This is a genomic window from Pseudomonas oryzihabitans (assembly GCF_007665395.1).
Classification (GTDB): domain Bacteria; phylum Pseudomonadota; class Gammaproteobacteria; order Pseudomonadales; family Pseudomonadaceae; genus Chryseomonas; species Chryseomonas psychrotolerans_C.
In genome coordinates this window covers 232,642-253,478 of the sequence record NZ_VDND01000006.1, presented here as the reverse complement: position 1 = coordinate 253,478, position 20,837 = coordinate 232,642, and the positions used below count along the sequence as shown (strand labels likewise).

The 20,837-nt window shown below is 67.3% G+C and carries 19 protein-coding genes; 9 read left to right on the top strand and 10 right to left on the bottom strand.

All coding sequences use genetic code 11. The annotated features are described in order from the left end of the window. Positions 1-2 precede the first annotated feature (2 nt). The 5 genes from FSV73_RS14860 to FSV73_RS14840 form a co-directional block, all read right to left on the bottom strand. Positions 3-3,539, bottom strand: a complete 3,537-nt coding sequence (locus FSV73_RS14860; protein WP_145008617.1) for a response regulator — start codon at positions 3,537-3,539, stop codon at positions 3-5. A gap of 263 nt (positions 3,540-3,802) precedes the next feature. Further along, the gene (locus tag FSV73_RS14855) at positions 3,803-3,961 is read right to left on the bottom strand and encodes a YqaE/Pmp3 family membrane protein (RefSeq protein ID WP_145008616.1); all 159 of its coding nucleotides are present in this window, start codon (positions 3,959-3,961) and stop codon (positions 3,803-3,805) included. Between the two features lie 359 nt (positions 3,962-4,320). After that, entirely contained in the window at positions 4,321-6,090 is a 1,770-nt protein-coding gene (locus FSV73_RS14850; RefSeq protein WP_145008615.1) for an acyl-CoA dehydrogenase C-terminal domain-containing protein, read from the bottom strand. Positions 6,091-6,277: 187 nt separating this feature from the next. Continuing rightward, positions 6,278-8,083: a phenylacyl-CoA dehydrogenase gene (locus FSV73_RS14845; RefSeq protein WP_145008614.1), complete on the bottom strand. Its 1,806-nt coding sequence runs from the start codon at positions 8,081-8,083 to the stop codon at positions 6,278-6,280. 134 nt (positions 8,084-8,217) lie between these two features. Further along, positions 8,218-8,541 (bottom strand): thioredoxin family protein, encoded by a 324-nt coding sequence (locus tag FSV73_RS14840; RefSeq protein ID WP_145008693.1) that lies wholly within the window; start codon positions 8,539-8,541, stop codon positions 8,218-8,220. 163 nt (positions 8,542-8,704) lie between these two features. Between FSV73_RS14840 and FSV73_RS14835 the strand changes: the two genes are divergently transcribed. Further along, a complete protein-coding gene (locus tag FSV73_RS14835) occupies positions 8,705-10,039 on the top strand; it encodes an MFS transporter (RefSeq protein ID WP_145008613.1) in 1,335 nt (444 codons plus the stop codon). Between the two features lie 70 nt (positions 10,040-10,109). Continuing rightward, the gene (locus FSV73_RS14830) at positions 10,110-10,532 is read left to right on the top strand and encodes a DUF1810 domain-containing protein (protein WP_145008612.1); all 423 of its coding nucleotides are present in this window, start codon (positions 10,110-10,112) and stop codon (positions 10,530-10,532) included. Here FSV73_RS14830 and FSV73_RS14825 read toward each other — a convergent pair. Next, positions 10,529-11,116: a cupin domain-containing protein gene (locus FSV73_RS14825; protein WP_145008611.1), complete on the bottom strand. Its 588-nt coding sequence runs from the start codon at positions 11,114-11,116 to the stop codon at positions 10,529-10,531. The two genes, FSV73_RS14830 and FSV73_RS14825, sit on opposite strands and share 4 nt — an antisense overlap. A 71-nt stretch (positions 11,117-11,187) precedes the next feature. Further along, positions 11,188-11,889: an alpha/beta fold hydrolase gene (locus FSV73_RS14820; protein ID WP_145008610.1), complete on the bottom strand. Its 702-nt coding sequence runs from the start codon at positions 11,887-11,889 to the stop codon at positions 11,188-11,190. Between the two features lie 112 nt (positions 11,890-12,001). Between FSV73_RS14820 and FSV73_RS14815 the strand changes: the two genes are divergently transcribed. The 5 genes from FSV73_RS14815 to rarD all read left to right on the top strand — a co-directional run bounded on the left by FSV73_RS14815 (position 12,002) and on the right by rarD (position 17,373). Further along, positions 12,002-12,298 carry a hypothetical protein gene (locus FSV73_RS14815; RefSeq protein ID WP_007159771.1) on the top strand — a complete coding sequence of 99 codons (297 nt, stop codon included), beginning with the start codon at positions 12,002-12,004 and terminating at the stop codon, positions 12,296-12,298. 58 nt (positions 12,299-12,356) lie between these two features. Continuing rightward, a complete protein-coding gene (locus tag FSV73_RS14810) occupies positions 12,357-13,094 on the top strand; it encodes a ComF family protein (RefSeq protein ID WP_145008609.1) in 738 nt (245 codons plus the stop codon). A 65-nt stretch (positions 13,095-13,159) separates the two neighbouring features. After that, positions 13,160-15,049, top strand: a complete 1,890-nt coding sequence (locus FSV73_RS14805) for a PhoX family protein (RefSeq protein WP_145008608.1) — start codon at positions 13,160-13,162, stop codon at positions 15,047-15,049. Positions 15,050-15,158: 109 nt separating this feature from the next. Next, complete coding sequence (locus tag FSV73_RS14800) at positions 15,159-16,133, top strand: serine/threonine protein kinase (RefSeq protein ID WP_145008607.1); 975 nt, start codon at positions 15,159-15,161, stop codon at positions 16,131-16,133. Positions 16,134-16,485: 352 nt separating this feature from the next. Then, positions 16,486-17,373 (top strand): EamA family transporter RarD, encoded by an 888-nt coding sequence (gene rarD / locus FSV73_RS14795; protein ID WP_145008606.1) that lies wholly within the window; start codon positions 16,486-16,488, stop codon positions 17,371-17,373. A 45-nt stretch (positions 17,374-17,418) separates the two neighbouring features. On the opposite strand, the gene secB is transcribed toward rarD, so the two are convergent. Genes secB through FSV73_RS14780 form a run of 3 tightly spaced genes read right to left on the bottom strand, consistent with a single transcriptional unit; the run spans position 17,419 to position 18,625 of the window. Then, a complete protein-coding gene (gene secB, locus FSV73_RS14790) occupies positions 17,419-17,883 on the bottom strand; it encodes a protein-export chaperone SecB (protein WP_059313278.1) in 465 nt (154 codons plus the stop codon). A 27-nt stretch (positions 17,884-17,910) separates the two neighbouring features. Beyond that, positions 17,911-18,165 carry a glutaredoxin 3 gene (grxC, locus tag FSV73_RS14785; RefSeq protein ID WP_140219081.1) on the bottom strand — a complete coding sequence of 85 codons (255 nt, stop codon included), beginning with the start codon at positions 18,163-18,165 and terminating at the stop codon, positions 17,911-17,913. 40 nt (positions 18,166-18,205) lie between these two features. Next, positions 18,206-18,625, bottom strand: a complete 420-nt coding sequence (locus FSV73_RS14780; RefSeq protein ID WP_145008605.1) for a rhodanese-like domain-containing protein — start codon at positions 18,623-18,625, stop codon at positions 18,206-18,208. A 180-nt stretch (positions 18,626-18,805) separates the two neighbouring features. Between FSV73_RS14780 and FSV73_RS14775 the strand changes: the two genes are divergently transcribed. Both FSV73_RS14775 and FSV73_RS14770 read left to right on the top strand, forming a co-directional pair. Beyond that, a complete protein-coding gene (locus FSV73_RS14775) occupies positions 18,806-19,417 on the top strand; it encodes an NAD(P)-dependent oxidoreductase (protein WP_145008604.1) in 612 nt (203 codons plus the stop codon). Between the two features lie 133 nt (positions 19,418-19,550). Further along, positions 19,551-20,834: a murein hydrolase activator EnvC family protein gene (locus FSV73_RS14770; RefSeq protein WP_145008603.1), complete on the top strand. Its 1,284-nt coding sequence runs from the start codon at positions 19,551-19,553 to the stop codon at positions 20,832-20,834. Positions 20,835-20,837 lie beyond the last annotated feature (3 nt).

Sequence of the window (20,837 nt, the reverse complement as noted above, 5' to 3'; positions counted from 1 at the left end):
ACCTACAGGCGCTCCAGCGAGGGCATCCAGACGCGGATCAGCGAGAACAGCCGGTCCAGGTCGATGGGCTTGGCCAGGTAGTCGCTGGCGCCGGCGGCGAGGCAGCGTTCCTGGTCGTCCTTCATGGCCTTGGCGGTGATGGCGATGATCGGCAGCTTCTTCATGTGCGGCCGCTTGCGGATCTCGCGCATGGCTTCGTAGCCGTCCATCATCGGCATCATGATGTCCATCAGCACCAGGTCGATGGTGTCGCTGTTGTCGAGCTTCTCCAGCGCCTCCAGGCCGTTGCGGGCGATCTCCACCTTGGCGCCCTTCTGCTCCAGGGCGCTGGTGAGGGCGAAGATGTTGCGCACGTCGTCGTCCACCAGCAGCAGGGTACGGCCGTCGAAGGCCTTCTCGCGGCTGCGGGCGCTCTCCAGCATGCGCTGGCGATCCAGCGGCATGTCGGCCTCGATCTTGTGCAGGAACAGCGTCACCTCGTCGAGCAGCCGCTCTGGAGAACGCGCACCCTTGATGATGATGGAGCGCGAATACTTGAGCAGGGCGGCTTCTTCGTCGCGCGACAGGCTGCGGCCGGTGTAGACGATCACCGGCGGGAAGGAGCAGATGTCTTCGCTGGCCATGCGTTCGAGCAACTCGCCGCCTTCCATGTCGGGCAGCTTGAGGTCGATGACCATGCAGTCGTAGACCTCGTCGCGCAGCAGCGCCAAGGCCTGGCTGCCCATCTCCACCGCGGTGATCTCCACGTCCACGTCGCCGATCAGCTTGGCGATGCTGTCGCGCTGCAGGGCGTCGTCTTCTACTAGGAGCACCCGCTTGATACCGGCGGCGAACTTGGCTTCCAGGCGGCCGAAGGCCTCCTTGAGCTCGTCGCGGGTGGTGGGCTTGATGGCGTAGCCGACCGCACCCATGTGCATGGCGGTCTCGATGCGATCCGAGGCCGAGACCACGTGCACCGGGATGTGCCGGGTCAGTGGATTTTCCTTGAGCCGCTCCAGCACCGTCAGGCCGGAATGGTCCGGCAGGCCCATGTCCAGCAGGATGGCGTCCGGGCGGTATTCCAGGGCGGCGGCGAAGCCTTCCTCGGCACGATGGGTGACCAGGCAGCTGTACTTCAGCTCATGGGCCAGGTCATAGAGGATCTGCGCGAAGGGCACCTCGTCCTCGATCACCAGTACCCGGCGATCCGGATAAGGCCAGCTGTCCCGGTCGTCGGAGAAGGTGTTACCCACCGGGGCCGCGGCCTCGGTGACCGGCGGCGCCGACTGCGGCCGCGCCGGGGCGGCCAGGGCCGGCATGGCGACGGACGACGCAGCCGGGGCGCTGGTCGCGGCCGGCGCGGTGACCGGCGTCACCGGCAGGGTCGGCGCAGCGGCTTCCTGGTACTCCAGCGGCAGGCGCAGGGTGAAGGTGCTGCCCTCGCCCGGCTGGCTGGTGACGGTCAGGGTGCCGCCCAGCAACAGCGCCAGGTCGCGGGAGATCGACAGCCCCAGGCCGGTCCCGCCATAGCGGCGGGTGATGGCGCCGTCCGCCTGGCGGAAGGCCTCGAAGATCAGCTCCTGCTGCTCGGCGGCGATACCGATGCCGGTGTCGCTCACCGCGAAGCTGGGCTGGCCCTCTTCCAGCGACAGCCGCAGGGTCACCTGGCCGTGCTCGGTGAACTTGAAGGCGTTGGACAGCAGGTTCTTGAGGATCTGCTCGACCCGCTGGCGATCGCTGAAGAAGGCCGGCGGCATCCGCGCATCCAGTTCCACCACGAAGGCGACGCCCTTGTTCTGGGCCACCGGCTCGAAGGCGACCTTCAGGCTCTCCACCAGCCGGCGCATCGACATCTGCTCCGGGCGGATCTCCAGCATGCCGGCCTCGACCTTGGAGATGTCGAGGATGTCGTTGATCAGGGTGAGCAGGTCGTTGCCCGCCGAATAGATGGACTCGGCGTAGCGCACCTGTTCGTCGCTGAGATTGCCGACGGGGTTGTCCGCCAGCAGCTTGGACAGGATCAGCGAGCTGTTCAGCGGGGTGCGCAGCTCATGGGACATGTTCGCCAGGAATTCCGACTTGTACTGGCTGGCCCGCTCCAGCTCCCGCGCGCGGTCTTCCAGCAGCTGCTGGGCTTCGTTCAAGCGACTGTTGCGGTCGTCCAGCACGTCGCGCTGCTGCAGCAGTTCCTGGGCCTGCTCGGACAGCTGCTCGTTGGTCTGCTCCAGCTCGGCCTGCTGCTGCTCCAGGTGTACCTGGGATTCCTTGAGTGCCTGGGATTGCTCTTCCAGTTCTTCGTTGGCGGTGCGCAGTTCTTCCTGCTGGACCTGCAGTTCCTCGTTGAGCTGCTGGGTTTCCGCCAGCACCTGCTGCAGCCGCTGGCGATAGCGCGCGGCCTCCACCGAGGAACCGATGGAATCGGCGATCAGGGTCAGCAGTTCCTGGTCCTGCGGGCGCAGGGCGCGCAGGAAGCCCAGCTCGACCACGCCATTCACCCGGCCATCGTTCTCGATGGGCACGATGAGCGCCGCGCTGGCTTCACGCTCGCCCAATGCGGAATTGACCTTGAGGTAGTCGGCCGGCAGTTGCTCCAGCGCCAGGCTGCGGCCTTCCAGTACCGCCTGCCCGGCCAGGCCTTCGCCCGGCGCCAGGCGCTGGCGGCGGCGGCGGCCTTCGTCGTCCAGGGCGTAATCGGCGACCCGTTCCAGGGTGCCGTCGTCGAGCCGCACATAGAGGGCACCCGCCGCGGCGCCCAGGTAGCGCGCCAGGAATTGCAGGATGCTTTGCCCCAGGGGCGTCAGCGCGGCCTGGCCGATGACGGCTTCGGACAGCTGATTCTGGCCCGAGCGGAACCAGCTCTGCCGTTCCAGGTTCTCGGTGTGATCGGCCTGCTGGTCGAGCAGCCGGGTATAGGTCGCGGAGAGCCGCATGAGTTCGCGACGACCGAAGAAAGCCATGATGGCCGAGAGCAGCAGGCTGACGATGAGGAAGGCCGCGACGAAGATCACCGTCATCCGGCTGGCCGTCTCGGTGCGCTCGGCGCGCATCTGCTCTTCGTAGGCGATGAAGTCGGTGTAGTCGCGGCGGATGCTGTCGATGCGATTCTTGCCCTGGCCATCGTTCAGCGGGGCCAGGAAGTCGCCCCCGACCCGCCGTGCCTCGATCACCTGACTCGCGTACTGGCGCCACTCGCGGTGCACCGCCTCGATGCGTTCGAGACGGCGAATCTGCACGGCACTGTCGCTGACCAGGTTCTTCAGCTCGTCGAGCTGCGGCTCGACGTTGGGCAGCGCCCGCTCATAGGGCTGCAGGAAGCCGGTGTTGCCGCTCAGCAGGTAGCCGCGCATGCCGGTTTCCAGGTCCACCACCAGGCGGAAGTTGGCATTGGCCTCGCTGATGACGCGATCGGTGTGCTCGACCCACTGGGTGACTTTCAGCAGGTAATAGATGATGGCGATGAAGAAGATCGCGCTGAAGACGCCGATGCTCAGAGGCAGCGTGAGATTGCGTTTGAGGATCTGGCTGAAGTGCTTCTGATCGAGGGGCGACTCGCGATTCATGGGGTCTGAAAGCCTTGTACGGGACAAAACGGTCGGCGACGGCGAAGCCTCGGCCTGCGGAGGGGTGGCATCACTGACCGAGGCACGACCGGCAGTCGCTCGAGGCGCCTGCCAGCGCGTGGCCGGACGGCTTCGAACGAGCCTGCGCGGCGTGCCCTCACCTGGCACGGACGTCGTGCACGCTGGCCCCTTCGTCCCGGTTGGCGCTGGCCGGTCGGCCAGCTAAGCGACAGTGGACGCGCAGGACGCGCCCAGGGCGCCGATCAGCGACGGGCAATCACCCAGACGGCATGGATGATACCCGGAATATAGCCCAGCAGCGTCAGCAGGATATTCAGCCAGAAGGCGCCGCCAAAGCCGACCTGCAGGAAAACGCCTACCGGAGGCAGGATGATGGCGAAGATGAGGCGGACGAGGTCCATATCGGGCTCCAGTACAGGGCAGGCAAGAAGATGCTGCTAAGACTGGCAGGCCCTGAATCAGGTTCCGGCGGGCAATAAAAAACCCCGCCGAGGCGAGGTTTCGCAGACTTAACCCGACATCCGTGTCGGGCCGCCAATCCTTGGCCATCTATCCTTGAGAGTCTCTGCCCGACATCCTTGCCGGGGGGCCATCCTGGCCACATTTCCTTGAAGTCACCTGGAGCGCTGGGCACATCCTGTACCGCGATCCGATGGGTGTAGATTACGCCGCTCCCTGACCCTGGGCGATGGCTTATCTCGGCGACGTCATGTAAGCCAAAGCTTACACGGGGTGGCTGATCACCTTGCCGGCCAATCGCTTAGAAGGCCTCCTCGGCCAGGGCATAGAGCGGCTGGGCGCCACTGCGCACGGCGGCGCCCAGGCTCAGGGTGCGCGGCAGCAGGCGAGCGAAATAGAAGCGCGCGGTAGCCAGCTTGGCCTCGGCGAAGCTCGCTTCCTGCTCCGCTGCGGCTACGGCGGCCCGGGCCCAGAGATAGCCATAGGCGACGTAGCCGAACAGGTGCAGGTAGTCCACCGACGCCGCGCCGAGTTCATGGGGATCGCTGGTGCCCGCCTGCAACAGCCACTCGGTCGCGCCGTCCAGCCGATCCAGCGCCTGGCGCAGGGGCGCAGCGAATTCGCTGTCCGCCGGCAGGCTGGCGAGATAGCCATGGATTTCTTCGCTGAAGGGTCGATAGAGGGCGCCACGGCTACCGGCCAGCTTGCGGCCGACCAGGTCGAGCGCCTGGATGCCATTGGTGCCTTCGTAGATCTGGGTGATGCGCACGTCGCGCACCAGTTGCTCCTGGCCCCACTCGCGGATGTAGCCGTGGCCGCCGAATATCTGCTGGCCATGGACGCACAGCTCCAGGCCGAGATCGGTGAGGAAGCCCTTGGCCACCGGGGTGAGCAGCGCCACCAGGGCCTCGGCGCGTTCGCGCTCCAGCGGTTCCGGGCTGTACTTGGCGGTGTCCAGCTGCAGAGCGACATAGCTGGAGAACAGCCGGCCGCCTTCGTTGAGCGCCTTCATGGTCAGCAGCATGCGGCGCACGTCGGGATGGACGATGATCGGATCGGCGCTCTTGCCCGGCTGCTGGACACCCGCGGGCGAACGGCTTTGCAGGCGCTCACGGGCATAGGCCAGGGCATTCTGGTAGGAGCGCTCGCTGGAGCCCAGCCCCTGGATACCGACGCCCAGGCGCTCGTAGTTCATCATGGTGAACATGGCGGCCAGGCCCTTGTTGAGCTCGCCCACCAGGTAGCCGACAGCGCCATCGAAATTCATCACGCAGGTGGCGGCGCCCTTGATGCCCATCTTGTGCTCCAGGGAGCCACAGGCCACGGCGTTGCGCTCGCCCAGGTTGCCCGCCTCGTCCACCAGGATCTTGGGCACCAGGAACAGCGAGATGCCCTTGGAGCCGGCCGGCGCATCGGGCAGCTTGGCCAGCACCAGATGGATGATGTTCTCGGTCAGGTCATGCTCACCGGCGGTGATGAAGATCTTGGTGCCGGTGAGGCGATAGCTGCCGTCCGCCTGGGGTTCGGCGCGGGTGCGGATCAGCCCCAGGTCGGTGCCGGCATGGGGTTCGGTCAGGCACATGGAGCCGGACCACTGGCCGCTATAGAGGTTGGGCAGGTAGGCCTGCTTGAGCGCCTCGCTGCCATGGGCGTGCAGGGCCAGGCAGGCGCCAGCGCTGAGCATCGGATAGAGACCGAAGGCCAGACAGCTGGCGTGCATCATTTCCTCGACCTGAGCGGTGAGCACCTTGGGCATGCCCATGCCGCCGTATTCGGGATCGCCACCGACCCCCACCCAGCCGCCTTCGGCGAAGGCCTGGTAGGCCTGGCGGAAGCCCTGGGGCGTGGTCACTTCGCCGTCCTTCCAGTGGCAGCCTTCCTCGTCGGAATTGCGGTTGAGCGGCGCCAGCTCCTGGGCGCACAGCTTGCCGGCTTCTTCGAGGATGGCATCGGCGGTCTCGCCGTCCACCACCTCGGCCAGGGCGGGCCACTGACTCCAGCGGTCCTTGACCTTGAGGACGGCATCCAGCACGAAACGGATATCGCGAAGCGGCGGGGTATAGTCGGCCATGTCGAGTCTCCTCGGAGGGTGTTCTTGTCGGTATGACCCGAGTGTAAGACCGAACCGGAAGGGAGACATAGGTTCATGATCTGACCCTATGGTCAGCCGATCAGAGGTCTGTGGCAGCTGGATTTTTCGCGTCCGCGAAAACGCGAAAACCCCGCCAGGGCGGGGTTTTCAGCAGAACGGCGACGGCTTAGTAGCCGAGGGCGAAGTCGTCCTCGGCCAGGGCCATCAGGCTGCCGGCGCCAGCCAGCAGCGCCTCGGCATGGGCACGGGTACGCGGCAGCAGGCGCTGGTAGTAGAAGCGCGCGGTGGCCAGCTTGGCCTGGTAGAAGGCGGCTTCGTCGGTCCCGGCAGCCAGCTTCTCGGCGGCGACCCGGGCCATGTCGGCCCAGAAGTAGGCCAGGCAGCAGTAACCGGAGTACATCAGGTAGTCGACGGCGGCGGCGCCCACTTCTTCGCGGTCCTTCATGGCGGCCATGCCGACCTTGAGGGTGATCTCGCCCCACTCCTTGTTCAGCTTGGCCAGCGGCTCGACGAAGGCCTTGAGTTCGGCATTCTCGACGTTGGCCTGGCAGAACTTGTGTACCACCTTGGTGAAGGCCTTGAGCGACTCACCCTGGGTCATCAGCACCTTGCGACCCAGCAGATCGATGGCCTGGATGCCGGTGGTGCCCTCGTAGAGCATGGCGATGCGCGCATCGCGCAGGTTCTGCTCCATGCCCCACTCGGCGATGTAGCCATGGCCGCCGTAGATCTGCACGCCGTGGCTGGCCGCCTCGAAGCCGACTTCGGTGATGAAGGCCTTGGCGATGGGGGTGAGGAAGGCCAGCTGGGTCTCGATCTGCTGCTTCTGCTCCTCGTCCTGGCTGTACTTGAGGATGTCCACCAGCTTGGCGGTGTAGTAGATCATCGCCCGGCTGCCTTCGGCGAAGGCCTTCATGGTCAGCAGCATGCGGCGCACGTCGGGGTGGACGATGATGGGGTCGGCCGGCTTCTCGGGCGCCTTGGGACCGGTCAGAGATCTCATCTGCAGCCGCTCGCGGGCGTACTTCAGGCCACCCTGGAAGGCCACCTCGGCATGCGCCAGGCCCTGCAGGGCGGTGCCGATGCGAGCGAAGTTCATGAAGGTGAACATGCAGTTCAGGCCACGGTTCGGCGGGCCGATCAGGAAGCCGGTGGCACCGTCGAAGTTCATCACGCAGGTGGCGTTGCCGTGGATGCCCATCTTGTGTTCGAGGGAGCCGCACTGCACGGCGTTGCGCTCGCCGGCGGCGCCGCTGGCGTCGGGCAGGCGCTTGGGCACGATGAACAGCGAGATGCCCTTGGTGCCGGCGGGGGCGTCGGGCAGGCGGGCCAGCACGATGTGGACGATGTTCTCGGCCATGTCGTGCTCACCGGCGGAGATGAAGATCTTGGTGCCGGTGATAGCGTAGCTGCCGTCCGCCTGCGGTTCGGCCTTGGTGCGCAGCATGCCCAGGTCGGAACCGCAGTGGGGTTCGGTCAGGCACATGGTGCCGGTCCACTCGCCGGTCACCAGCTTTTCCAGGTAGGTGTGCTTCTGCTCGTCGGTGCCGTGCTGCTCCAGGGTGTTCATGGCACCGTGGGACAGGCCGGGGTACATCCCCCAGGACCAGTTGGCCTGGCCGACCATTTCCGACAGCGAGATGCCGAGGGACTCGGGCAGGCCCTGGCCACCGTGGGCCGGGCTGTGCGCCAGGCTCGGCCAGCCGCCTTCGACGAACTGGGCATAGGCTTCCTTGAAGCCATCCGGGGTCTTCACCCCGTCTTCGCTCCAGGTACAGCCCTGCTGGTCGCCGATGCGATTGAGCGGGGCCAGCACCTGCTCGCAGAACTTGGCGCCTTCCTCGAGGATGGCGGAGACCATGTCGGGAGTGGCGTCGCCGCAGCCGGGCAGGCTCTGGTAGTGCGCGTCATAGCCCAGCAGTTCGTCGCGAACGAAGCGGATGTCCCGCAGGGGGGCCTTGTAATTGGGCATGACTGTTACCTCTTTTGCGAATGCTTGTTGTCGAGGAAGGCGGGCCGCTGCCCGCGAGCGTTTAAACAGTTGTTTGAAACTTATGTTCTAGCCCTGGCCTTGTCAAGCGGGGCGGAGACGAGCGGAGCGACCGGTCAGTCCGCCAAGGCTAGGGCCTCGAGCAGCTCTGCCACCGCGCCTGGACGCACCCGTCGCGCCAGTTCCTGGCCATCCTTGAGCAGGATCAGCGTGGGCCAGAGCTTGACCTGGAAGGAACGTCCGAGGCGTCGTCCGGCGCCATCCTCGATCTTCAGATGACGCACGCCGGGGTACTCCTCCAGAGCCCTGGGAAGCATCGGTTGGGCGGCGCGGCAATGGCCACACCAGGGGGCGCCGAATTCCAGCAGGGTCACCCCCGGCAGGGCGTCGACGTCGGCCCGGGCGGGCTCCTGGGCGGCATAGTCGTGGGTCATGGGCATCATGGGACTCCTGAAGTCGGTTCCAACGGTGGACAAGTCGCTGCCGGGACTGCTCGGTCAGGTGAAAAGGACTAGCGTCGACCTACGGTGCGCCCCGACTCCACCACGATAAGACCAGGCGCTTCATTTCTGCCTCCGCCCCCGCCCTTTTCCGAGGCCCGCCATGAGCCAGACAGCGACGTCCGTTTCACCCGCCACCCTGCGCAAGGTCATCTCCGCCGCGTCCATCGGCAACTTCGTCGAATGGTTCGATTTCGCCCTCTACGGCTTTCTCGCCACCCTGCTCGCCGCCCACTTCTTCCCGAGTGGCGATGCCACCGCCGGCCTGCTCAAGACCTTCGCCGTATTCGCCGTGGCCTTCGCCTTCCGCCCCCTGGGTGGCATCGTCTTCGGCCTGCTCGGCGATCGCATCGGGCGCAAGCGCACCCTGGCGCTGACCATCCTGATCATGGCCGGCGCCACCGCGCTGATCGGCATCCTGCCCAGCTATGCCACCATCGGCATCTGGGCGCCGATCCTGCTGACGCTGATCCGCTGCGTCCAGGGCTTTTCCGCCGGCGGCGAATACGCCGGCGCCTGCGCCTACGTGATGGAGCATTCGCCGCGCGATCGCCGCGGGCGCTACGGCAGCTTCGTGCCGGTCTCGACCTTTCTCGCCTTCGCCAGCGCGGCCCTGACCGCCTGGGGCCTGGAGCGGCTGCTGGGCGCCGCGGCCATGGCCGACTGGGGCTGGCGCATCCCCTTCCTCGCCGCCGCGCCGCTGGGCCTGATCGGCCTCTACCTCCGGCTCAAGCTGGACGAGACCCCGGCCTTCCAGGCGCTGGAGGCCGACCACGAGGTCAGCCATTCGCCGCTGGGCGAGACGCTCAGGCTGCAGGGTCGCTCGATCCTGCGCCTGGGCGCCTTCATCTCGCTGACGGCGCTGTCCTTCTATATGTTCACCACCTACTTCTCCACCTACCTGCAGCTGGCCGGTGGTTTCGACCGGGCCGCGGCCCTGGCCATCAGCCTCATCACCCTGTTCGCCGCCGCGGCCGCCTGCCCGCTGCTGGGGCGCGTCACCGACCGCATCGGTCGGCGCATGACCACGCTGCTGGCCAGCCTGGTGCTGGCGGTGGGTGTCTATCCGGCCCTGTTGCTGGCCAGCAGCGGCCAGTTCGGCAGCGCCTTGCTCGGCAGCCTGCTGCTGGGCGCCGGCGCGGTGCTGTGCAACGTGGTGACGGCGCCCTTGCTCAGCGAGGTCTTTCCGACCCGCACCCGCTACACCGCGGGCGCCATCACCTACAACCTGGCCTACACCATCTTCGGCGGCACCGCCCCGCTGATGGCCACCTGGCTGATCGGCACCACCGGCAGCAACCTCTCCCCGGCGCTCTACCTCATCCTGATCGCCCTGCTCGGCCTGATCGGTGGCCTGAGCCTACCCGAGACCTCGCGGGTCGACCTGGACGAGATCCCCGAAGGTGGCGAGACCGACTACCGGGCGGTACGCGGCTAGACCACTCGTCTCCTGGCCGGCACTTCCTCCGGGCCAGCCTGCCGATAGGCAAACGGCCCGGAGTTTCCCCATGCCCAATGCCCCTGACCTGCAACGCTTCGTCGATGCCCAGGTGACGACCTATGCTAGCGCCCTGGCGGAGATTCGGTCCGGGCGCAAACGCAGCCACTGGATGTGGTTCGTCTTCCCGCAGATCGCCGGACTCGGCCGCAGCGAGACCGCGCAGCGCTATGCCATCGCCTCCCGCGACGAAGCCAGCGCCTACCTGGCGCATCCCGTCCTCGGTCCGCGGCTGCGCGAGATCACGACGGCGGCGTTGGAGCACCCCGACCTCTCTCCTACCGCCCTGTTCGGGCAACCGGACGATCTCAAGTTCCACTCCAGCCTCACCCTCTTCGCCGCCGTGGCCGAGGATCCCGAGCCCTTCCGCCAGGCGCTGAAGACCTTCTTCGCCGGCCAGCCGGACGAGGCCACCCTGGCGCGACTCTGCTAGCGCCAGAGGTCGGGTAGCGCACCATCCGGCCCGGTGACCGGATCGGTCAGCGGCCGGGCTACCTGGCCAATCAGCTGCAGCGCGCGGGCATGGGCCGCGGGATCGGCGCGCTGGGTGATGAAGTCTTCCTGGCCCGGTGGATAGGCGCCCACCACCAGGAAATCCGCGCTGGATGCCAGGCTGCGGTGACCGGTACCCGCGGGTAGCACCACCACGTCACCCGCCGCCACGCTCACGTCCTGGCCCCGCTCGCCGCCCAGGCGCAGCGTCGCCTGCCCGCGCGCCACCCCGAGCACCTCATGGGCGTTGGGGTGATAGTGATGGTAGTCGTACACGCCATAGCGCCATTGCGGCGGCCAGTCATTGTGGGCGAACAACCGCTCCAGGGCCGCTGCGCGGTCGGCGCCGTCCAGGGGTACCTGGCGATAGAGCAGCACCGGCAGGCGGCTGTTGGGGATAAGGCCGTCATCGGCGAAATGCAGTTGCTCGGGCTGACCCGCGCCCACCGGCGCGGCCAGGGCCACGGCGGCGGGGGCCAGGCCCAGCAGCAGGGAGAGGATCGACAGGGGTGGGCGACGGGACATGGCGCGCTTCTCCAGGGCTTTGCCAATGGAGGCTCGCCTGGCGACGGGGTTCAGTGGCGCCGACCAGGTGGCTAGGCCAGCCACTCCCGCAACAGCCCCGTGGTCCGCGCAGGCAGTTCCAGCGGCGGCAGGTGGCCGCAGTCATCCAGCACCACCAGGCGTGAGCCCCAGATGCCGGCGTGCATGAGCTCGGCTTCGGCGGGAGGGGTGAGCTGGTCCTGGGCGCCGACCACGATCAGCGTCGGTACCTGGATCTGCGCCAGGGTCGGGCGCGAGTCGGGACGGTCGATGATCGACTGCTGCTGGCGCAGGAAGGCCTCCTTGCCCACCGCCTTGCCCATGGCCAGCACGGTGTCGGCCACCGGCGTGCCCAGGCGCGAGGCATGGATCAGCCGCGGCAGCAGCTGCGGACTGATGCCGAGGAAGCGCCCGCGCTCGGCCAGCTCGAGCATGGCGCGGCGCTGGGCGGCGCGCTCGGGGGCGTCCGGACTGGCCATGGTGTCGAACAGGGCCAGCCGCGCCACCCGCTCCGGCGCCTGGCGCAGGATCTCGAAGGCGACGTAGCCACCCATGGACAGGGCACCGAGGGCGAAACGCGGCGGCGCCTCGGCCAGGACCCGGCGAGCCATGGCGGCGATACCGACATCCCGGGTGAGATCGGGGATGTGTACGGCGCAGGTATCGGCCAGGTCGGCGGCCTGGGTGGTCCAGAGGCGCTCGTCGCACAGCAGGCCGGGCAAGAGGACCAGGGGTAGCGAATCGGCAACTATCATCACGGGGGACTTGAGGGACTTTGCGGAAAACGCGCAGTGTAGCGCGGATCGCTGGCGAACCCGGCGGGCTTCGCAGGTTCCAAGGGACATCGCCAAGGACTCGGAAACATCCATGCGTACTGAAGGCTTCTTCGACTGGCTCGGCGCGGCGCTCGGCCAGGTCATCCGTTTCATCATCGATCTGTTCGGCTCGGTCCTGGGCGGCCTGGCCGACGCCGTGCACGACTTTCTCCATGGCATGGCGCGTTCCATCGGCATGGACGACTCCTACATCAGCTTCGTGGTCCTGGCCATCGGCTTGCTGCTGCTCTACGCCGCGGTGCGCGCCTTCATGGCCCGCTCGGTGGTGGGCGGCGTGATCTGGTTGATCCTCGGGCTGATGGTGATGAGCTGGTTGATCCGCGGCTGACTGGTGGCCAGGCACCCGGCCTGGCACAGTAGCGATCTCCCCTGGCACGGATGCCACCATGTCCTCACCCTTCCGCCACGCCCTGCAGCGCCAGTGGCAACGCCTGCGCCCGGGCACCAGCTGCGCGCTGTGCGCCGCCTGGCTGCCGGCGGGCCTGCCCCTCTGCGAGGGCTGCGACAGCGAACTGCCCTGGTTGGGCGCCCATTGCTCGTGTTGCGCCCTGCCCCTGGCGGTGGATGGCCTGCTCTGTGGCGCCTGCCTGGCCAGGCCACAGGCCTTCGACCAGGTACTGGCGCCCTGGCGCTACGCCTTTCCGGTCGACTCCCTGATCAACCGCTTCAAGCACCGCGACCAGGGCAGTCTCGGCCGACTGGCCGGCACCCTGCTGGCGCGGCACCTGCAGCACCTGTTCGACGAGGGCCAGCCGCGCCCGGAGCTGCTGTTGCCGGTGCCCCTCTCACCCCAGCGCCTGCGCCAGCGTGGTTTCAACCAGGCCGCCCTACTGGCCGACTGGCTCGGCAAGGCCCTGCAATTGCCGGTGAACGCGAAAGCGTTACAGCGTGTCCAGGAACAGCACAGTCAACAGGGCCTGAGCGCCAGCGAACGCCAGCGCAATCTCAAGCGGGCTTTCGCCCTGGTGGACGACGCCGCGTTGGCCGGTCGCCACGTAGCCCTGGTGGACGACGTCCTGACCACCGGCGCCACCGCGGACAGCCTGGCACGCCTGCTCAAGCGCGCCGGTGCGCGGCGGGTGGATGTCTATTGCCTGGCCCGGACGCCGCCACCCGGCGACTAGCCTTGTCACCAAAACGTCATTCAGTCTGACTAGCCTCGCCAGCACACCTTAAGGAAGCCTTAAGCATGCTCAACGATCAGACCGACCTCGAACGCCTCGTCCATCTCAGCCGCCGGCGCTTCATCGGCGCCGGAGCCCTGGCGGGCGCCGCCCTGTTCCTCGGCGGCGGCCTGCTCGGTCGCAGCGCCCTGGCCGATGCTGTGAGCGAAGCCAGTGGCAATCCGCTGATCGGCTTCGCCAACATCCCCGCCTCCACTGCCGATACCCTGGTGGTGCCGCCCGGCTATCGCGCCAGCGTGCTCATCAGCTGGGGCCAGCCGCTGCACACCGACGGCCCGGCCTTCCGCCCCGATGGCAGCCCCAGCGCCGCCGACCAGGCGCTGCAGTTCGGCGACAACAACGACGGCATGGCCTTCTTCCCCTTCCCGGACGAACCCGATCGGGCGCTGATGGCGATCAACAACGAATACACCAACTACCGCTACCTGCTCAGCCACGGCACCCCGCCCAAGTCGCTGGAAGACACCCGCAAGGCCCAGGCCGCCGAGGGCGTCTCGGTGATCGAGGTGAAGCGCCTGGACGGCCAGTGGCATTTCGTCCAGGGCTCGCCCTACAACCGGCGGGTGCACGGCAATACGCCCATCGCCGTCAGCGGTCCGGCCGCCGGTCATGACCTGCTCAAGACGGCCGCCGATCCGGCCGGCCGCGAGGTCCTGGGCACCTTCCAGAATTGCTCCAGCGGCGCCACGCCCTGGCACACCTACCTGACCTGCGAGGAGAACTTCACCGACGTCTTCGGCAGCCGCGACGCCACCCTGAAATTCGACGCCGCCCAGAAGCGCTACAGCGTCAAGCACGCCAGCGTGGAGAACGACTGGCACCTGCACGACGACCGCTTCGATCTGGCGCAGAACCCCAACGAACTCAACCGCCATGGCTGGATCACCGAGATCGACCCCTTCGATCCTGAGGGCAAGCCGGTCAAGCGCACCGCCCTGGGCCGCTTCAAGCACGAGAACGCCGCCCTCGCCCGCACCCTTGATGGGCGCGCGGTGGTCTACATGGGCGACGACGAACGCGGTGAATTCATCTACAAGTTCGTCAGCCGCGACCGGATCCAGGACGAGCCCAAGGCCAATCGCCACCTGCTCGACCAGGGCACCCTCTATGTCGCCCGCTTCGACGAGGGCGACCGCGACCCGAGCCGGCCCAAGGGCCGCGGCCAGTGGCTGCCGCTGGTGCACGGCGAGCATGGCCTGACCGTCGCCAATGGCTTCGCCGGCCAGGCCGAGGTGCTCATCCATGCCCGCCAGGCCGGCAGCGAGGTCGGTGCCACGCGCATGGACCGGCCCGAGTGGATCGCCGTCAGCCCCAAGGACGGCCAGGTCTATTGCACCCTGACCAATAACACCAAGCGCGGTGAAGACGGCATGCCGGTAGGCGGCCCCAACCCCCGCGCCAACAACCTCTATGGCCAGATCGTGCGCTGGCGGGAAGACGGCGACGACGCTGCCGCCCTGGCCTTCGACTGGGATCTGTTCGTCATCGCGGGCAATCCCAGGGTGCATGCCGGTAAGCCCGAGGCCGGCTCCCAGCAGATCAACGCCGAGAACATGTTCAACAGCCCGGACGGCCTGGGCTTCGACGCCGCCGGCCGGCTGTGGGTACTCACCGACGGCAAGTACAGCAACAAGGGCGACTACGAGGGCATGGGCAACAACCAGATGCTCTGCGCCGATCCGCGCAGTGGCGAGATGCGCCGCTTCCTGGTCGGCCCGGTGGGTTGCGAGGTCACCGGCCTGGCCTTCTCGCCGGACTACAGGACGATGTTCGTCGGCATCCAGCACCCGGGCGAGGAAGGCGGCTCCCAGTTCCCGGAGCAGCAGCCAAACGGCCAGCCGCGCTCCTCGGTGATGGTCATCACCCGCGAGGATGGCGGGGTGATCGGCGCCTGACCGGCGAGCGGATAGCGCCCGAGCCTTCGCCAAGGGGCTCGGGCATGCGCTAGCATCTCCCGGATGCAGGGTGGCAATCGCCATCGTCCCCGTGACCGAGGAGCGCGCCATGTCTCATCCCTTCGAAAATCTCAGCCCCGACCTGGTCATCGACGCCATCGAAAGCCTGGGTTATCTCAGCGATGCCCGCGTCCTGGCCCTCAACAGCTACGAAAACCGCGTCTATCAGATCGGCATCGAGGGCGAGACCCCGCTGATCGCCAAGTTCTATCGCCCGGATCGCTGGACCGACGCGGCCATCCTCGAGGAACACGCCTTTTCCGCCGAGCTGGAAGAACGCGAGGTACCGGTCGTCGCGCCCTTGCAGCGGGAGGGCCAGACGCTGTTCAACCATGCTGGCTTTCGCTTCGCCCTCTTTCCGCGCCGCGGCGGCCGGGCACCGGAGCCGGGCGATCTCAACCAGCTGCACCGCCTGGGCCAGTTGCTCGGTCGCCTGCACGCGGTGGGCGCCAGCCGGCCCTTCCAGCATCGCGAGACGCTGGACGTCCAGGGCTACGGCCACGCCTCTCTGGATACCCTGCTGACCGGCAACTTCATCCCCCAGAGTCTGCTGCCCGCCTACGAATCGGTGGCTCGCGACCTGCTCCTGCGCCTCGACGAACTCTTCGAAGGCGTCAGCTACGACGTGATCCGCCTGCATGGCGATTGCCACCCCGGCAACCTACTCTGCCGGGACGACGCCTACCACATCGTCGACCTCGACGACTGTCGCCACGGCCCGGCCATGCAGGATCTCTGGATGCTGCTGGCCGGCGATCGCCAGGAACGCCTGACGCAGCTGTCCGAGCTGATGGACGGCTACGAGGAATTCCACGACTTCCAGCCGCGTGAACTGGCCCTGATCGAGGGACTGCGCACCCTGCGCCTGATGCACTACAGCGCCTGGCTGGCGCGGCGCTGGGACGACCCGGCCTTTCCCAAGAGCTTTCCCTGGTTCGGCAGTGAACGCTACTGGGGCGACCAGATCCTCACCCTGCGCGAGCAACGCGCCGCCCTGGACGAGGCGCCGCTGCGCCTGTTCTAGCCTCGCTGCGACGCGTGGAAAACGCTCGGCGGTTTTCCACCCTACCAGGCTTCCTCCCAGGCGCCCGGATACCCCCTCTCCCTATGGGAGAGGGCTGGGGTGAGGGTAGGCCTCGCGATGAACTCTTCACGGGAAAAGACCACGTCGTTTTCCACGCTACAGCACTGATCGCGGCCATGGGCCGCTCCTACAGGCACAGGAGCCTCCGTAGGCGCGGCCGCATCGGCGGACCGCCATGGCCGCGGTCGATCGTCGCGACGGTCACAGCTCAAGCTCACCACCTCAGCCCACATCCCGGCGCACCTTGAGCTATCCTGCCCGGACAAGAACGTTGCCTGCCTAAGGATCCCCCATGTCTGCCTTGCGCCAGGGTTACGCCCTGGGCCTCACCGCCTATGGGCTGTGGGGCTTGTTCCCGTTGTTCTTCAAGCTGCTGGCGGCCTTGCCGGCGAGCGAGATCCTGTTCCAGCGCATCCTCTGGTCGGCCCTGTTCAGCGCCCTGCTGCTGCTGGTCTGGCGGCATCGCGGCTGGTGGGCGGAGCTGCGTGCCCATCCTCGGCGGCTGCTCTGGCTGGCCGTGTCCGGTGCCCTGGTGGCCTGCAACTGGCTGGTCTATATCTGGGCGGTCAACAATGCCCACGTGGTCGAGGCGAGCCTGGGCTACTACATCAATCCGCTGGTCAACATCCTGCTCGCCCTGGTGATCCTCGGCGAACGGCTGCGCCCCCTGCAATGGCTGGCCGTGGGCCTGGCGGTGCTGGGCGTCGCCCAGCAGCTGTGGACGCTCGGCCAGCTGCCCTGGGTGTCCCTGGCCCTGGCCGGGAGCTTCGCCTTCTATGGCCTGGTCCGGCGCCAGACCCCGGTCGCCGCCTTGCCGGGCATGGTGGTGGAGAGCTGGCTGCTGGTACCCATCGCCCTGGTCGCCCTGCCGCTGCTGACCCCGGGGGTGAGCCTGCAAACGGAGGTCTGGCAGTCGTCCCTGGGGCTGCTGATCGTGCTGGCCGGACCGATCACCCTGATCCCGCTGCTGTGCTTCAACGCCGCGGCGCGCAAGTTGCCCTACTCGACCCTGGGCTTCCTGCAGTACATCGCCCCGACCCTGGTGCTGATCCAGGCAGTCTGGCTCTATGGCGAGCCCTTCCCGCGCGAGCGACTGTTCGCCTTTCTCTGCATCTGGGCGGGCCTTGCGGTGTTCAGCATCGATCTGTGGCGGGCCAGTCGGAAGCTGAAGGCCAGATAGCAGAACGCCCCTGGCAAGGGGCGTTCGATACCGCGGAGGAGCCGATCAGGCTTCGCCGGCGGTCTGCATGCGCGCCAGTTCCTGGGCGTAGAGGGCGTCGAAGTTCACCGGCTGCAGCATCAGCGCGGGGAAGGAGCCGCGCACCACCATGTTGTCCAGCGCCTCACGGGCATAGGGGAATAGGATGTTGGGGCAGAAGGCGCCCAGCGCGTGGGCCATGGAAGCGGCGTCCAGGCCCTTGATCAGGAAGATGCCACCCTGCTGCACTTCGGCGATGAAGGCGGTCTCTTCGTTGTTCTTGACCGTCACGGTCAGGGTCAGCACCACTTCGTGGAAGTCGTCGCCCAGGGTCTTCTGGCGGGTGGCCAGGTCCAGGTTGACGTTCGGCTGCCACTCCTGGCGGAAGATCTCGGGGCTCTTGGGGGCCTCGAAGGACAGGTCGCGGATGTAGATGCGCTGGAGGGAGAACTGAGCGCCGTCTTCCTGGGCGCCGTTGGCTTGATCGGTCATGGTAGGGCCTTGAGTGGTGAGTGTTGGTCAGGCGGACAGCAGCGGATCGAGACGCCCGCTTCGATCTAGGGCATAGAGATCGTCGCAGCCACCGACGTGGGTAGTACCGACCCAGATCTGCGGCACGCTGGTGCGACCGGCCTTGCGGGCCATCTCGCTGCGCAGCGCCGGCTGGCCGTCGACGGAGATTTCCCGGTAGGCCACGTTCTTGCGATCGAGCAGGTGCTTGGCGCGATGGCAATAGGGACACCAGGCGCTGGTATAGATGACGACGTCGGTCATGCGCGGTCTCCAGTGGCCGCGGATGCGGCCACGCTAGGGGTCACTTCACCAGCGGCAGATTCTCTGCACGCCAGGTGGCGATGCCGCCGTTCAGCCGGGCGGCGGTGAAGCCGGCCTTCTGCAGATCGCCGCAGACGGCCCCGGCCTGCTGGCCGGCGCTGTCGACCACGATCAGGGTCTTGGCCTTGTGCTTCTCCAGAAGAGACAGGCTGCTGGCGACTTTCTCCTGGGCAATGTTCAGCGCGCCGACGATATGCCCGGCCGCGAAGTCCTTGCTCGGGCGGATATCGACCACGACACCCTCTTCGCGGTTGAGCAGCGTGGTGAGTTCGCCGGTGGACAGGCTACGACCGCCCCGGCGGGTCTCGTTGAACAGCATCAGGGCGACGATGACGAGGAAGGCGGCGACGAGCAGCGGATGATGGGTGGCGAATTCGACCACCCGACCGAGAAATTCCATGAAAGACGCTATCCAAGAAGGGCTAAAAATGCCGGCCAGTATACACAGCCCCCCGATGGCGCCATACCCTCGCAGGCCCCGGGTTATCGGCAGGTAACCAGCACACGCGAAACTGCCTCCTTGGCGGCTTTCGCCGGCCTGCCTAGGCTGGGGCTCCCTTCATCTCCGAGGAATCCAGCCATGACCTCCATCGCCCTGCTCGGCGCCACCGGCAACGTCGGCAGCCGCCTGCTCGACGAAGCCCTGTCCCGCGGCCACAGGGTCACCGCCCTGGTGCGCGATCCCGCTCGCCTCGCCCCGCGGGACGGCCTCAGCGTCGTCGCCGGTGACGTCGCCCAGCCGGACAGCGGCCAGGCCCTGGCCGGGTGCGCGGTGCTGATCAGCAGCCTGAGATTCGCCACCGTCGCCCCGGCCAGCCTGATCGCCTTCGCCCGGGCCACGGGCATCCCGCGCCTGCTGGTCGTCGGCGGCGCCGCCAGCCTTGCGCTGCCGGACGGTACGCGCCTCTTCGATGCGCCGGCCTTTCCCGCCGAGTATCGCAGCGAGGCCGGGGCGGGCATCGCCACCCTGGACGCCCTGCGCGGGGTCAGCGACCTCGACTGGGTCTTCGTCAGCCCGCAGATGGTCTTCGCACCGGGCGAGCGCACCGGGCAGTTCCGCCTGGGCCACGACGCCCTGCTGTTCGACGCCGCCGGGGACAGCCGGATCTCCTACGAGGACTTCGCCGTGGCCCTGCTCGACGAGGTCGAGCGCCCCGCCCATCACCAGACTCGCTTCACCGTCGGCTACTAGGACGGAAATGCCCTCTCGTTCGCAGCCTGGCCGCCTGGTCGGGCCGTGAACGCTGAACGGCGCGCCTTGCCGTTTTTTTTGCCGGATGTGACGGGCATACTAGGCGCTTCGCCCTCGAAACGTACGACCTCGCATGCGCCGTGTTCTCGCCCTTCTCCTGTTCGCCAGCGTTCTCGCTCCAGCCCTGGCCGACGATCGCGCCGATACCCAGCGGCAGATCGAGCAGACCCGCCGGGAAATCCAGGAGATGCAGAAGGTGCTCAAGCAGGTGCAGGCCGAGAAGTCCGGCGTGCAAAAGCAGCTGCAGGGTACCGAGACCCAGATGGGCGAGCTGGAAAAGCAGGTGGACTCGCTGCAGAAGCAGCTGGAGAACGGCGAAAAAAAGCTGCAAGAGCTGGACGGGCGCAAGAAGAAGCTCGACCAGTCCCGCGCTGAGCAACAGCAACTGATCGCCGTGCAGATCCGCGCCGCCTACCAGAGCGGTCGCCAGGAATACCTCAAGTTGCTGCTCAACCAGGAGCACCCCGAGAAGGTCAGCCGCACCCTCACCTACTACAACTACCTGAATCGCACTCGCCTGGACCAGCTCGCCACCTTCAACGACACCCTGCGCGAACTGCGCGAGGTGGAACAGGGCATCCAGCAGGAACAGGGCGAACTGGTCGCGCGCCGCGAGGACCTGGAGAAGCGCCAGGCGGACCTGGCCGAGGTCCGCAAGGAGCGCCAGGCGGCGCTGGCCAAGATCAACGACGACTATCGCGACAAGAGCCGCGAGATCCAGGCCCGCGAGCAGGATCAGGCCGCACTGAACAAGGTGCTCAAGACCATCGAGGAAACCCTCGCCCGCCAGGCCCGCGAGGCCGAGGAAGCCCGCCAGCGACAGCTGGCCGAGGCCCGCGCGGCCCAGGCCCGGGAAGCGGCGCGGCGCCAGGCACAGAGCGATACGAAAGCCCCGCGACCCTCGAACGCCCCGGAGATGGCGGTGTCTAGTGCTGCACCTGCCTACGGCGGCGCCTTCGCCAGCGCCCGTGGCAAGCTGCCCTGGCCGGTCGACGGCCGCCTGGTGGCACGCTTCGGCAGCGCCCGCGGCGACGACCCCCGCGCGAAATGGGACGGTGTCCTGATCGCGGCCGGAGCCGGCACCCGGGTCAAGGCGGTGCACGATGGCCGGGTGGTCTTCGCCGACTGGCTAAGAGGCGCCGGCCAACTGGTTATCATCGATCATGGGAATGGCTATCTCAGCCTGTACGGACATAATCAGAGCCTGCTGAAGTCTGCAGGTGACGTGGTCAAGGCCGGAGATGCCATCGCGACCGTCGGCGCCAGCGGCGGTCAGGAAGCTTCCGCCTTGTACTTCGCCATCCGCCAACAGGGTCGCCCGACGGACCCGGTCATCTGGTGTCGTGCTCAGGGATAGCGC